Origin of the sequence: Carboxylicivirga linearis (assembly GCF_018271995.1) — a bacterium.
Taxonomy (GTDB): domain Bacteria; phylum Bacteroidota; class Bacteroidia; order Bacteroidales; family Marinilabiliaceae; genus Carboxylicivirga; species Carboxylicivirga linearis.
On sequence record NZ_JAGUCO010000002.1, the window covers coordinates 303606 to 319490 of the forward strand.

The following is a 15885-nucleotide window of genomic DNA, read 5'->3' on the forward strand; positions in this document are numbered from 1 at the left end:
ACATGCCGGTTATTTACATTGACTTTTAAGAAATTCTAATGACTTCTTATTGGTTTCACCAAAGCGCCAGTGTCCAGATATGGGCGTAATATGATTTTCTTTCGGAGCCGTAATTACATTATAAGCTGCATAAACCGATGTTGGGCAACAGGTTCGGTCGTTATAGCCCCAAGAATAGAATCCGGGTACTTTTATCATACGAGCAAAATTAACAACATCATAATAAGCTGAAGTCATTAATCGTTCATCAGTTAGCAATTCAATATTTTTAAACATATGTGGCCAACCTCCGGCTCTTCCTTTGGCATACCCCGATAAGTCGCATAATGCAGGATAAAATGCAACCAATGCAGTTACTTTTTCATTTAAAGCGGCTGTTATAATTGATAAAGCACCTCCCTGACTTCCTCCTGTAACAAAAACATTTTTTCCATCAAATTCAGGTAGAGTGCACAGGTAATCAACACACTTAACACAAGATAGATAAACATTTTTGTAATAATAATCTTCTTTTTTATCCAGATTGACAAACATATATTTTCCAAATGCCCTGCTTATTTGCTTATAGGTATTTTTATCAAGCATTGGATTTATACCATGTATTTCAATACTTAGACTTATATATCCATCTTCGGCAAATCCCATATAAGGTTTAATTGGTTTAACACCTGCCCCGGGTGGAGCAAAAAGCACTGGGTATTTCCCCTCGGCTCGAGGTTTACACAAATATCCATAAACACTTTTTTTGTCAGAGTTATTACTTAAATGGAATAAATAAACAACTACCTTTTCTGTACTGTATTCAGGAAGATGGGTAAGTGTAGTTTTAAAATCTTTTTCTCTTACTTCTGCTATATTTTGCACCCAAAAAGACTCAAAATCTGACGGATAAGCTTGAGTTGTTTCAATTAAATGAGGTGAAAAAGCAAGGTTAATCTGATTTTTATATATTTTACCTTCAACAACTACGGATATTTTTAATTGGCGAAAACCGGGTTTATCAGCTGTTCCTATATTTATGTTGGCCTTTCCATCTTTGAGTTTGATTATGCCTTTTTTTTCAGACACTAAAAGTTCAGGGCCAAATTCATAACTAATCTCACCCCCCTGAACAGGAACTCCAAATTTCAGTACTGTTATTAAAACCTCTGCCTCTTCCCCGGTATGATAAATCCAATCTGCATGATCAGGAGTTAATAATATATCAACCAGATTAATAGGAGCCGGAGAATTTTGAGATGCACAATTGAAACTTAGCACCAAAAATAATAGAAGACAGATCCTCATATTTCAGATGTTATTATAATATATGATTGAAAATACAATAGATGAAGCGATCTTTAGATCAATCGTTATATATTAATAAATCAAGGAAGTAGTGAAGAGTTTTCATATAAATTGAAGCTCAAATGAATGGATCTCATTAAAGCTTCCAATTTATATTACTGATAAACTATACCTTTTTTACCTTAACGGCATTCATTCCTTTTAGGCCCTTTTCTAATTCAAAGCTAACAATATTGCCTTCAACAATTTCTTCGGTAAGACCATTTACATGCACAAAAAATCTTTCGCGTGTTTCTTTTTCAATAATAAAGCCAAATCCTTTTGAGTGATCGAAAAAGTCAACCCTTCCGGTATGAACAGGATCGATTTCAATATCTTCTTTTTTAGGAGTACTAATCTCAATGCTTTCGGCTTCAACCTTTGATTTTTGCATTGGGTCTGGAGGAGTATCGGTAATATTTCCGTTTTCATCTACATAAGCAATCATATCATCGAAATCAGCTTTACCACCAGCTTTACGCTCTTCTAATTTCTTTTGCTTATCCTGCCTTTTCTTTAATCTTTTTTTCTCTTTTTCTTTTTTACCAAATGTCTGTTTCGACTTCGCCATTCTAAAATTTTAATTTTAATATTTCCCGAAGGTAATCAAATTAATTTCCATAAAAGATTATTTCTGAAATAACAGCAATAATCTACTCATTAAAACTTATCTGAATTCTTATAGTATGCTTTGAAAATAACAACTTTATTAATTCTCATAAATAGAAAATGAGAAATCAATGGGTACAATATAAGAAGTGTTAACAGCTATGCCATCAATAGTGGCAGCTTCCCATTGTACCGACATATCTTTACATTACTCGAAGCGCTAATAATCCTCCCTTCTTAAATTTGATTTATGTTATATATTATTTTTTCCTATTTGAAAAAAGCCATTTTAGCAATTTAGGTTCAGCTAGAGCCGGATCCCAACTGTTATGATTGGCCTCTGGATAAATTGTATATTGAGTCTGCTTATTAAATGGTTTAACTTTTTCGTATACTTCTCTAGAATAATGCATAGGCACTACATCATCCTTACCTCCATGAAAAAACCAAATTGGTTTATTTTGATACATTGAAGCTAATTCGGCATTATGTCCACCACAAATGATGGTAGCTGCAGCATATTTATTTTTAAAACGATATAAGAACTCCAATGATCCAATACCCCCCATGGAAATACCCATGATATAAAGTCTACTCTCATCAACATGTCCACTTTCTATCATTTCATCTACTAATTGATCAACCATTAAGGCAGGCCATGGTGCTTTATCATCAACCGGAAACTCAAATATCCATTCACCATCTTTATTTTTGTGTTTTTGTCGGTTTGTCCACATAATACCATTGGGGCATTGAGGAAATACGACTATGGCAGGATATTTCTTTCGATTTTTCTGATTGAGAAATAATTGACCTCCATGCGTCAGCTGTTTTTGATTATCACTGCCTCTTTCTCCGGCACCGTGCATAAATAATACCATTGGGTACTTCTTACCCGGTTTCATATTTTCAGGATATAAAATACGATATTGAAGAGTATCAGAACCTTTAACAAACAATTTTTTTTGGTAAGCATCATAATCTTGTGCCCAAAGGGTTCCAGCAATAAAAGTCAGTATCAGTAAACTTAAAATACGCATATTTACTATTTTAATTCAAAGGTTAAGTGGTTACTTTCATCCGATGAGCTGCTTGCTATCCAAACATCAAACTCTCCGGCTTCGGCTACCCAATTATTATTGATATCATACAAACTTATCATTTCTTCAGTGATCTCAATGTCCACTTTTACCGATTCACCAGCTTTTAATGTTATTTTTTGGAAACCTTTTAATTCTTTAACAGGTCTTGAAACCGAAGCTTTTCTATCTCTAATATAAAGTTGAACAACTTCTTCTCCGTCAAAAAATCCTGTATTACTAACTTCTACCGAAGCGATAATGCTTTCCCCTTTTGTTAAAGAAGAAGAACTTATTGATGGTGAAGAATAAATGAATTGAGTATAACTTAATCCATGGCCAAATGGGTACAAAGGTGTATTTTCTACATCAATGTATGATGAGCGATAATCAGCAGGTCTTTCCTCGTTAAATGGACGTCCTGTATTTTTACTGTTATAGTAGATGGGAATTTGTCCTACATTGCGCGGGAAAGTCATCACTAATTTACCTGATGGATTATAGTCTCCGGCCAAAACATCAGCTACGGCAGTACCTGACATTAATCCGGGATACCATGCCTCTACTATGGCATCTACATTTTCATCTTCCCATGATAAATCCAATGGACGACCATTAAACAATACCAAAACAATAGGTTTACCTGTCTTCTTTAACTCTTTAAGCAACTCTCGTTGGTTTCCTGGTAATGTAATATCTGAACGGCTTGCAGCTTCTCCTGACCAATGAAAGTTCTCTCCCAATGCAGCAATTATTACATCGCTTTGAGAAGCTATTCTAATGGCTTCTGAAAAACCATTCTTATCTGGCACATTAACTGTTGAAACGTGTGCGGTAGATCGATCAATCAATGGTAGGGTTATCCCTTGCGCATATGTTAATTTAACTTTTGTCCCAGCGTATTTAGCCTCTAATCCTTCTCTTAATGTAACAGATTTAGACCTGTCTCCTTTTATAGCCCACTCGCCATTTAAGCTTTCTCGCTCATCAACAAAGGGACCGATTACAGCCACCCGTTTGGCCTTTGCCTTTTCAAGAGGTAAGATACTGTTATGGTTTTTGAGTAATACTATTGACTTTTGCGCTGCTGTATGAGCCAATTTCTTATGCTGAGGATTATTAATTACGTTCCTTTCTCTATCAGCATTAAAATATCTGAATGGATCATCAAATAAACCCAATAGAAATTTCATTTCCAGTATGCGAGATACAGCTACATCAATTTGCGACTCTTTAATTTTTCCTTCATCAACTAACTCTTTCAGATGTGTTACAAAAGCCTCACTAATCATGTCCATGTCAACTCCAGCATTAAGACTTAACTCAGCGCCTTGCTTTAGGTCTTTAGCAATGCCATGATCGATCAATTCCATAATTGCGGTATAGTCAGTTACAACCATACCGCCAAAACCCCATGTATCCCTTAAAATATCGGTAAAGATGTATTTATTCGCCGTACAAGGCACGCCGTTTAAATCATTGAAAGCAGTCATAAAAGACGCTACTCCTTCGTCTACAGCTGCTTTAAAAGGAGGTAGATATGTTTCATGTAAAGTTCTGTCTGATATATCCACTGTGTTATAATCGCGCCCTGCCTGAGCCGCTCCATAAGCAACAAAATGCTTGACACAAGCCATCATGGTGTTATTTTTTGTCAGATCTTTATAATCATTAATTCCCTGAAATCCTCTTACACGTGCACGAGCCACCAAACTCCCATAGTATACATCTTCTCCAGCGCCTTCCATTACTCTTCCCCAACGCGGATCGCGAGCAATATCAATCATAGGTGCAAAATTCCATGCTACCCCCGATGCTGTTGCCTCTTCAGCTGCCACACGAGCTGTTTTTTCCATCAAATCCAAGTCCCATGAACATGCTTCTGCCAGCGGAATTGGAAAAGTTGTTTCAAGTCCATGAATGACATCTGCTGCAAACAACATGGGAATCTTGAGTCTAGAATATTTTAAATTCTGCTTCTGTAACATACGAAGGTGATCGGCCCCAAACACATTAAACGTGCTGCCAATCATACCTTTTTTCAAGTATTCGCCCGACTTATTATCGCTTACTTCACCTGTAGCAGCAAAATTACCCGAATATTGATTCATCTGCCCGATCTTTTCTTCGAGAGTCATCAAACTTAAAACCGAGTCAACTTTATGCTCAACTACCGGATCGCCACTGTAGCTTTTCCATTTTGTTGTTTTAGTTTTTTCCGATGAACAAGCTGCAAATACACCGAGTGCTATAATTATCCAAATGAGATTCTTTTTCATGACATAGAATTTTTAAGAGTTGGTTTCAATACTAAACGCTTTGGTTGTTCGTGGCTCTTGAGTATTATTGTTATGATCGTTATACTTTAAAAAGGTCTGCTTTAAGCGTTGAACTCGATTATTATTTTCGGGTAAGGCAATCACATTTTTAAGTTGTTCCGGATCTTCTTTCAGATTATACAATTCGGTGGCTTCATTTTTTCGATTGACTAATAAAACCCAATTACCTTCACGTATGGCTCCATCATGAGCATAACCAGCCTGGTATAAAATAAACGGATGAAGCGGCTTTTGATAACCTGGGTCTTCCAATAACAATGGCAGTAACGAGGTGCAATCCATTGCCTGATCATCCTCCATTGTTTGTTGTGTTAATTCATACATTGTTGCCACCCAGTCTTGTGCTAAAACCGTTTCATCAGAAATCCTTCCTTGCGATATTTTTCCGGGCCATTTGGCAATAAATGGTACTCGGTGTCCACCTTCATATACTTCAGCCTTATAACCTCTCCAAGGGCCATTATTATCGTGTTCCGGGTTACCAAAATCGCATATATTAGGCCATAAAGCACCATTATCACTGGTAAAAAATACAATGGTATTGCCTGTTAAACCTTCATTCTCCAGTTTCTTAATTATTCTTCCAATCTGAAGATCTAATTCGTAAACAAAATCACCTGTTGCCCCTCCGGTAATACCATTTACCTTGATATTTAAATTACCCTTGTCATCTTCGAAATAGTCAGGAGGAGTATGAGGCACATGAATAGCCTGAGAAGCAAAATAAAGTAAAAATGGTTTCTCTTCGTTTTGCTGTTGATTTAGCTTCAAATGATGATCTATAAAATCGATGGCTTTATCAATTAACATGATGCCTGTTTGGCTTGAATTATAGTCCATATCACCAACTCCAGCTTGCCTTGCATGTTCAACAATTTCTGAAATACCATTCTTCATAGCGTATCGCCCATTCTTCCAAAACTTAGTACTACTGTTGTCTGCAGCTTTATTTGGATCGAAAGGTGAAAAGTTTCCATTTTCAAAGAAGGCAAATGGTTCATGTTGAATTCCACTTGGAAGAGAGTATGAATAATCAAATCCATATTCATTAATCGAATTGTGAACTCCTTTTGTGAAATCCATTTTCGATATTTCATTCTGTTTCCTGATTAGATTTCCATCCTTATCTTTGATATCACCACCTAAATGCGATTTTCCGAAAAAAGCTGTTCTATAACCGACTTTCTGCATTATTTCAGCCACTGTTATTTTTCTACCAGCATTAGTATGTTCATGCGGATCAGAGAAAATAGAAGGGCTATTGGTGTTCCATGCTCCGCCGGCACTATACGATCGATAAGGATAGCTTCCTGTTAACATACTAAACCGTGATGGAGCACATAAGGCGGCAGGTGCATGTGCATCTGTAAAACGAATTCCATCAGCTGCCAATTGATCCAGGTTGGGAGTAGGTAATTTTCCACCGTAACATGCCAAATCACCGTACCCTATATCATCTGCCAGTATAAATACCACATTGGGTAGTTTATCTGCCTCCTGTCTTTTACCTTGACTACAAGATATCAAACAGTACATTAAGGCGGTAAATGATAATATTTTAATTGCACTAATCATGTTATTACAGTTTGTGTATTTTACTAATTGCCTCCTGTATCTCTTTATTCTTCATAAAAAGATTCCAAATCAATCCTGTACGATAATTCTCGATCATCACCGTAACTGGTGCCTGATTCAACCCCATATAAATACCTGCACACCAATTTTCTTCAAGGTTAACTGCATCTTTAAAGCCGTATTCTCCCCATAAATATTTACCATGATTACGGTACATATTCTTCAAGGCTTCCATTGATTGTTCAGGTGTGTATGGGAATGATGCCAAGGCACCTGTTGGAGCTAATGTTCCATTATCTTTTTCTATTTTGGGTTCAATGGCATTATATCCCCAAGGTCCGTCACTGGCCGTTAAACCCCAGAAAGAATCATTCATTCCTCTATAATTCTTTGGGTTCACGGAGCAATATCGCCAGTTGATTAAGGCAATGCGTTGGTTATTATCAAAATAATTTGTGTATTTATCGGTAAATAAATGCGGGTTGAATCCCATGAATGAATAATGTATAAAGAATAAAGGACCGCCATTGCCAACACCCACAGGTAGTTTAACTCCATGATAATAGTTGCCATTGGTATAGAACGAACCATCGTCTGTATTTCCCCAAGCCTTACGGTATGTAACTGCCAGTTCTTCCTGACTTGCCCAGCCATTATAGTACATATCTGCAGGAACTGAATGAGTGGGAGATGCAATAGCTAAAAGATAGGTAATCATAGTTTCATTCCAGCCAATTAGTTTATGATTGATAACCCAACCTTTATCCGGCGACCAATGCCAGGTTAGGTATTTATTTTCTTTTTCACGATCATACCAATCCCATTCTACATCTTCCCATAATGAAGTTATGTTGCTTCGTATTTCAGTTTCATCATTAGTGTCTTTGGTAAAATATTGTCGGGCTGCCAACAATCCCTGAAACAGAAAAGATGTTTCAACCAAATCGCCTCCGTTATCTCGCTCTCCAAAGAAGGGTTCTACTTTACCTGTGGGGCCATCAATAAAATGCGAAACAGCTCCATGAAATTTATCGCACTCACTAAGAAAACGAGTAATTGTTAGCATACGGTCAACTGCTTCTGTGCGGGTTATAAAACCTCTTTCAGCGCCTACAATCAAGGCCATTATTCCGAAGCCCGATGCACCTGTTGCAATCATATTTTTTCGACCAGGAATATTCTCCAATGCCAAACCACTATTGGGCTCTGCTGCTTCCCAATAATATCGAAAAGAAGCTTCCTGAACCATATCCAACAATTCTTCATCAGATAACATTCGTGTATCTGCCTTTATTGATTTCGATAATTCACTTTCGTTATATTGATAATCAACCAGACTAATTTTATAATAAAAGGATTTACCGGGATCATTGGTAAAATCTGAATACCTTTTATAAAAGGTTCGTTGTGTACCAACAGGTTCAAAATTCTCATTATCCTCAGATCGATAGATTTTCACATACTTTACAGCAGGATCGTCAATCCAATCCCAAATAACATCAACATGTTGCTCGTAACCTTTAACATGAATGTCTGATGGCAATCCAAGCATCCTTTCAGCTACATCCGGAAGTAATTCTAGTTGATCAATAAACACTTTGCCTTCGCCATTCTCGTTGCTATTTGAAAATACTATTTTATTAGGAATCTTGCCTTTAAATCCAAAGTCTTCCAGTGGAATTTTTACGAATTGCCATCCATTCTTTTCTTTATTTGTGATGTATGTTGCTATTTGAAGAGCATCAGAATATTCATCAGGTATTGAGTTCTTCGTCTTCTTAACTGTTTGCTGAATGCAAAGAGCTATTTTAGGTAAAATGTCTTTTCTCGTCTCGCCCATTTTCATCCAGAATGATACATAACGAGAAGATTTAAAAAAGTCATTACCTCTGATGTTTTCGAATAGTATACCAGCCTTCCATACGCCACTGCCATTATAATAAGCGAGCTCCAGTGAATTTGGAGGAGTGAAAAAATGATCTTCACTGGTTAATAATTTCCCTCTTCTGTTTTTAACGTAGCTATTTTGCGAATACTGAACTTCAGAAAAGAAATATTCACCTATCAGTGGACTGTTATCAAAAAACACACAATCAAATTCCCTTTCTGAATTCTGTGACTTTAATATACAAACACTTATCAATGAAAAAATGAATACAAATAAATATTTCATTCTTAAAGATTTAAGATCGGTTATTTATTTAATCAATAGTAAAATCCAGCTTTTTAAGACCACTCTGAACATCTTTATTTCTCATAAATAATTTCCATAATAAACCACTTCTGTAATTCTCAATCATAACCGGAATGGGCCCTTGATCGATGGCTAAATAACGTGGTAGGTACCAATCTGCTGACTGACTATAAGCATCGTATGGTCCATAGCTACCAACTAATGAATCAGCTTCGATATACAGATAGCGAAGGAACTGCATCGACTCCATGGGGGTATAAGGAAATGAACTCAAAGCAGCTGTTGGTGAAATTACACCTAAATCAGCTTCACCCGGATGATGCCCTGCATAACCATTCATTGAATAACTTGATGTTAATCCCCATTGATCGGGTCCGTAACCTTTAAAACCTTTAGGATTATCAAGACAGTATTTATAATGAATCTTTGCATGATTTGATACCAGTGTCCAGTAATCAGCATATTTGTCTTTTAAGCCGTATGGATTTAATCCCAGATACGAATAGTGAGCCCAAAACAAAGGACCTATTGGATCATCGCTATGCTCGTAATAATTTAAGACAGTTGGTAACTCGTAGTAAACAGTGTCGTTAGTGATGGCTCCGTTTACTGTCCAACCCTGATGATAAACTGCTGGATTAATGGGATGAGTGGGTGAAGAAGCTGCCAGAATATACATGATCAAACACTCGTTATAACCTCCTACTGGAAAGTTCATTTCCCAACCATAAGTAGGCGACCAATGCCAATACAAAACATTTTCTCCGCCTTTTGTATACCAATCCCACTCTACTTCTTCCCATAGTTGATTGATATCGGCAACTAATTGTTGTTCCTGCTCATTGCCTCCTTTAAAATATTCAGCAACCGTTAATAGTCCTTGAATCATAAATGCAGTTTCAACCAGGTCTCCACCATTATCCTTCTTGCCAAAAGGAGCCACTTTTCCGGTTTTACCATTTAGCCAATGTGGCCAGGCCCCATGAAAGCGATCCGCATCACCTAAAAAAGCAACAATCTGCTGATATCTGTTTAAGGCTTCAGGTCGGGTAATAAAACCTCTCTCTACTCCTACTAAAATGGCCATCACACCAAAGCCAGAGCCTCCTAATGTCACCACATCCTGATCGTTTTGAGGGTACACATCATCCATATGAATTCGCTCCCTTGCCATACCTGAGTTGGATTCTGCTCCTTTCCAGAAATACTGAAACGTTTGATACTGAACCGTATCTAACAAGGCTTCATCGGTCCACTGTTTATTATTTACTTCAGTTACTGAATCTGCTTTTTTTGAGGAATTCCCGCAATTGATAAATACTAATATCAGTAATGAGTAAATTGATATATATAGAATCTTTGAGTAAGCACGACTTTTCATCTTGATTATATTTAAAGATTTCTGATTAAGGTTTTAATAACTAAAACCCAACTTATTCAACCCGGCTTGCACCTCTGTATCCTGCATAAATAAATCCCATAGCAAAGCCGTTCGGTGGTTTTCGAGCATTACAATAATTGGTCCCTGGTCGATTGCCAGAAAAGAACTGGCGGTCCATTGTTCGGTAATATTAAAAGCATCATAAAAACCGTATTCACCCCACAATTTGTCGCCGAGGATGTAATAAAAGTGCTTTAATGCCGCCATCGACTCATCGGGTGTATAAGGGAAGGAAGACAAAGCAGCTGTTGGCGTAATAACTCCAAGGTCGTTGGTTGGCGAATGAGCGGAATAACCTTCGTGATTATCACTGGCTGTTAATCCCCAACACTCTTCGTTATAACCCACATATTTACCCGGATTATCAATGCAATAACCACGGTTTATTAAGGTATGTGCTTTCGCTTGCTCCCAGTAACTGGCGTATTGATCCGATAGATTTCTTGGATCTAAACAAAGAAATGAATAATGTTCAAAAAATAAAGGACCTCCATAAGCATTACCTAACGGTAAAGTAACATTGTAATAGCTATTGCCATTAATCATGTTTCCATTTCGGGCCCAGCCCTCGTCATACACATTTTTAGTAATGGTATGAGTGGGTGATGATGCTGCTAAAACATATACAATCAGGGCCTCATTCCACCCTCTTACTTTCATATTTTTTTCAAAGCCATAGTTGGGTGACCAATGCCAGGTGATAGAATTCTCACCTTGAGTGTACCAATCCCACTCCACTTCTTCCCACAAAGTGGTAATTTTATCTATTATACTTTTTTCAACGGCATCACTACTGTTCAGGTATCTCCGAACCGCTAATAATCCCTGAATCATAAAAGCTGTTTCTACTATATCCCCTCCGTCATCATTAGAGCTAAATGGATTTGTTTCTCCGGTTACTCCGTTCATCCAATGAGGCCATACACCATGCCAACGATCAGCCGTTGATAGAAAATTCACAACCTTTCCAAGTCTTTCCACTCCTTCGGATCGCGTTATAAAACCTCGTTCAATCCCTACCAAAATTGACATCACACCAAATCCTGATCCTCCAATTGTTACATTATCATTAGAGGTATTTCGTTCTCTTATCAGACCTGATGTTGGATGTGCAAAATCCCAGAAGTATTTAAAAGTTTGTTCCTGTACCTTTGTTAAAAGCTCCTCATCGGTAATTTCCGGAAATTTATATGTAGGATCGATAGCTGTATAAAAATCTAGGTTTAAACCTTCAAATGGACGATCTATACGGTTTTCAAGCGTAGATAAAATGTTGAATGAGTATTTTGTATATCCTTCCAATTCATTGTTAACTTCAAATGAAATAACATTTTCACTGGATTGAGTTAAAGTATAACCAACGCTTGAACCATTGCTTTTAAATGTTGAATAATCATTAATGTCGTCGACACTAACAGGTGAATCGAAGTGCAGTTCCATGGTGGTAGTCCTGTCCACATCCATTATTCTGGAAGATGGATTAACTTCAGAACCATTCACTAAAATTGTTTCTAATACTAGTGGGCTTGTTAATGTAGTAAAAGTGTAGGTAACTTCTTCAAATTCCTCTTGCTCTGCACCTATTAATCCATCACTTATAATTAATTGATAAGTATGGTTCTGATTCAATTCATTGTGATTGAGTTTAATCAACTGGTTTGAATTGAAATAGCTATAAGTGACTATAACCTCCTGATTGTTTTCATCCCATAAGGAAATACTTTCTTCGGCGGATGCTATATCAACAGGCTTATTAAAGCGTATATCAATGGCTTCATCAATTGGTAAATTTTCAGTTGTTGTTGAAGATGAAAGTTCTGTATCTCCAATATAAACATAGTTTATTGCAAGTTTATCCTTTGGACTCTCAGGACCAGAAGAATCTTTACAGGCAAAGAAAGCAATGATTATAAATGATAGAATCAAATATTTCATGGATCAGTTTTTAAGGAAAGTTTTAAGGGCGTACAATTTTAAATGACCCGCTACCCTATGATAACGGGTCATTTATTGATGTTCATCTTAAATATTATAAGCCATCGGCGCGTAATATTGTAATCTCTTCGGCTGATAAAGCTTTATTAAACAGATATAATTCATCCATCATACTCTCATCAGAATTATGTCCCCAACCATTAAAGCGTGGTGCACCAGACATAATTGAAAGAATATCACACCCCGTCCAATCAATGCCTGTAAAGTCGCCTTGTTTAACTTCTACGCCATCAATATATACACGAGCTTCTGTTGAACTTATTGCAAAAGCCATATGCACCCAATTACCTGTTGTAGGATCAACATCAGCTGCAGCAGCACCATCAAACCATGAATCGGCAGTTCCATTACCTGCATTAAGCTTAAATCGTTGCATATCACCACTTGCCTCACGGAAGAATCGGAAACCACTGGTGCGGTTGTTTTGTGCATCAGGATTATCAACATCTTCTGGTCCCATGGTTAGGATACCGGCTCTATCGGGCGTTGCATTTATATTAACCCAAAAACTGGCACTAAACTCAGAATCCTGCACATCAATATCATCTGTTGAGAATGTTAAATAAGAATCAGCTGCTCCTACATATGCATCCCCCTTAACGCCTGTTCCATAATCAAATGAAGGGGCTCCCACAACGGTTGCTTCAGCGCCTGAGATCATATCTTCGTAATCACCATCAAAATCCATGTAGAAAGTTGCTTGCTCCTTCAACATAATGGTGTGGATTTCGTCTTGCGTTAATGCTTTATTAAATATGCGTAGTTCATCCATTGCACTGGCATCAGATAAATGATTCCACCCTGTCCAATTCGGAGCACCTGACATAATAGCTATTTCAGCACAATCCGTCCAGTCAATACCATCAAAACTACCTTGCTTAACTACTTCTCCATTAATATAAACAACACCTTCGGTTCCTGAGATAGAGAATGCAAAGTGATTCCATTCACCAGTATTTGGTTCTACATCGGCAGCGTCAGCTCCATCAAACCAAGTGTCGGAGGTACCATTACCCGCATTTAATTTAAATCGCTGCATATCACCACTTGCCTCACGGAAGAATCGGAAACCTTTTGATCTGTCATTATTATTATCAGATGGTGGAGTTACCACTAGTATTCCGGCTCTATCCATAGAGTTATCTACTTTCATCCAGAAACTCGCACTTAGTTCAGTTGCACCACCTAATATCGATATAGGGAAAGTTAAATATGAATCGGCAGCTCCCTGGTAAGCAGTTCCTCCCTGAATTCCATCAGTATAACCTGGCATACCTACAGAAGTAGCTAATTCCAATGTGTTCATTTCTCTAAACTCATTGTTAAAAGGCATGTAGAAAACCTCTCCTTCATATTCAGGCACATAAGGTGGTGATTTGGCAAAGTTTACATCCACGGTAGTTGTCTGACCTTCCAGGTCGATAGCCTCAACAGACAGAATATGATTGCCTGTTGTTACTTCATTATATTCAAACGTTTCGGTAAAAACACGATAATCTTTAAAATCGGAATAACTTACTATTTCTGTTCCATTAAGTTTCAGTGCCACTGACTGAATTTCTATATCATCCCTTACTTCAAAATCGAAGGTAATACTAGCTATTGCAGCATTGGTTTGAAGTTCATATCCTTCAGGAGGAAAATTAACAGTTACTTCCGGAGCTGATTCATCGTCTCCTGGATCCACCTTTGATATATCATCAATGAACCCGTCTTTACAAGCATTAACAACCAAAAGGGTTAATGCAAGAATCATTAATTTAATATATGTTTTCATATCGTTTCTTTTTAGATTCCGTTACCCAATTGTGGTAATTCTGCCACCTGATCGGCAGGGAATGGTAAGTAGGCTTTATCCATTGAAAATGTTTTACCTTCATGTGTTAATTCGTCCACCTTTTCGGTTCGAATCATATCATAATAACGTATTCCCCACTCCATTGCAAGCTCAGCAAATTTTTCATCCAATACGTCATCGGTAGTCACACCAGATAAATCAGTCAGGCCAGCTCTATCACGAACCAGATTAACGGCAGCATCAGCGGTTAATGAAATAGATGAATTGGCTCCTCTGGTCAACGCTTCAGCATACATCAAGAGCATTTCAGCATACCTGATAACAATAAAGTTTTTGTTACTTCCCTGTGCTGTTCTACCATCTATTAATTCAGTTGAAGGCTGAATATGCTTGCCACTACCAAAGTTTAATCGAGCGTTATTATTAAAAATATCACCTTCACGATTGGTATTTGAAATCCATTCCGGCAACGCACCATATTCTGTTTGTAATTCTGATATTCCATCCGGAGTAAACACTACACTTGTTTCCAATCGAACTGTTTCACCTCTGTCAAGCATAAAGCTTATATATTTCAACGTAGGCTCATAAAACCCCCAACCTGCGCTGGCTCCGGTAACAACAGGTGTCCATCCACCAATACCGAAAGGTGCAAATAAGAAAGAAAAACGATCACCTTCACCTTGATTAAAGTCGGAATATTGAAACTCAAGAATGTTTTCATCATTTAACTTTCCGGCTGTTTTAAATAAATGATAGTAATCATCAGCTAATTCAAACTCACCTGAGTTAATAATCTGTGAAGTAGCATTAGCTACACCCTGATAATCCTTCATTTCCTGATAAGCTAAAGCCTGAATAGCATAAGCAGTATAAGCTGTCATTCCACCTTTTATATCACTTCGCTTATTGGGGTGTATTTCAGGTAAGTATGGAATGGCTTCATCCATTTCATCAACAATATACTGCATCACTTCATCCAAAGAACTTACTGGTGTTGTTTGAATATTACTCAACTCATCAATAATGATGCAACCTCCAAAAGTCCGCGCTATTGTCAAGTATAAATAACCTCTGATTACTTTACATTCGGCAATGTACTGATCGGCCAATGCATCTTTTTCAGCTGCAGGACGATATTTTTCAATCTCTTCCATTGCAGTGAATACATTAATAATATCGTTGTAATGCAATTGCCAAACTGAATTTGGATTCCAATGACTGGCCATGTATTTAAATTCATCCTGCTCATGCATGGGTACCTGGTCACCAGCTGCATTAACATCATCGCCACGTATGCCTAGCGTAATGGGTTCTTCCCACGAGCGAGTATACAAACCGTAATAAGCTCCTAAAACCGGAAGAATCATATTATCACCGATTGAATAATCAACATCGCTGGTGAAAGCTTCATCTTCAAATGGCTCATTCAATTTATCCTCACAGCTGTAAAGCGATGTTAATATTAATCCACCTATAATAAATGGTGTAATTAATTTATATATCTTATTTACTTTCATCATCGTAGA

At 37.4% G+C, this 15885-nt stretch carries 10 protein-coding genes; all 10 read right to left on the reverse strand.

What is annotated here, in order from left to right:
* Positions 1 to 9 precede the first annotated feature (9 nt).
* The 10 genes from KEM10_RS04650 to KEM10_RS04695 all read right to left on the reverse strand — a co-directional run bounded on the left by KEM10_RS04650 (position 10) and on the right by KEM10_RS04695 (position 15876).
* Positions 10 to 1287: an acetylxylan esterase gene (locus KEM10_RS04650; RefSeq protein WP_212214113.1), complete on the reverse strand. Its 1278-nt coding sequence runs from the start codon at positions 1285 to 1287 to the stop codon at positions 10 to 12.
* 166 nt (positions 1288 to 1453) lie between these two features.
* Positions 1454 to 1897 carry a cold-shock protein gene (locus KEM10_RS04655; protein WP_212214114.1) on the reverse strand — a complete coding sequence of 148 codons (444 nt, stop codon included), beginning with the start codon at positions 1895 to 1897 and terminating at the stop codon, positions 1454 to 1456.
* Positions 1898 to 2195: 298 nt separating this feature from the next.
* The gene (locus KEM10_RS04660) at positions 2196 to 2975 is read right to left on the reverse strand and encodes a carboxylesterase family protein (RefSeq protein ID WP_212214116.1); all 780 of its coding nucleotides are present in this window, start codon (positions 2973 to 2975) and stop codon (positions 2196 to 2198) included.
* Between the two features lie 5 nt (positions 2976 to 2980).
* Positions 2981 to 5293 carry a beta-glucosidase BglX gene (gene bglX, locus KEM10_RS04665; RefSeq protein WP_212214117.1) on the reverse strand — a complete coding sequence of 771 codons (2313 nt, stop codon included), beginning with the start codon at positions 5291 to 5293 and terminating at the stop codon, positions 2981 to 2983.
* Between the two features lie 12 nt (positions 5294 to 5305).
* Positions 5306 to 6928, reverse strand: coding sequence for a sulfatase family protein (locus KEM10_RS04670; protein ID WP_212214119.1), 1623 nt, complete (start codon positions 6926 to 6928; stop codon positions 5306 to 5308).
* A gap of 4 nt (positions 6929 to 6932) precedes the next feature.
* Positions 6933 to 9101, reverse strand: a complete 2169-nt coding sequence (locus KEM10_RS04675; RefSeq protein WP_212214123.1) for a glucoamylase family protein — start codon at positions 9099 to 9101, stop codon at positions 6933 to 6935.
* A 28-nt stretch (positions 9102 to 9129) separates the two neighbouring features.
* A complete protein-coding gene (locus KEM10_RS04680; protein WP_212214125.1) occupies positions 9130 to 10503 on the reverse strand; it encodes a glucoamylase family protein in 1374 nt (457 codons plus the stop codon).
* A 33-nt stretch (positions 10504 to 10536) separates the two neighbouring features.
* A complete protein-coding gene (locus KEM10_RS04685) occupies positions 10537 to 12498 on the reverse strand; it encodes a glucoamylase family protein (RefSeq protein ID WP_212214127.1) in 1962 nt (653 codons plus the stop codon).
* Between the two features lie 94 nt (positions 12499 to 12592).
* The gene (locus KEM10_RS04690) at positions 12593 to 14335 is read right to left on the reverse strand and encodes a LamG domain-containing protein (protein ID WP_212214129.1); all 1743 of its coding nucleotides are present in this window, start codon (positions 14333 to 14335) and stop codon (positions 12593 to 12595) included.
* A gap of 11 nt (positions 14336 to 14346) precedes the next feature.
* A complete protein-coding gene (locus tag KEM10_RS04695; RefSeq protein ID WP_212214131.1) occupies positions 14347 to 15876 on the reverse strand; it encodes a RagB/SusD family nutrient uptake outer membrane protein in 1530 nt (509 codons plus the stop codon).
* Positions 15877 to 15885: the final 9 nt, after the last annotated feature.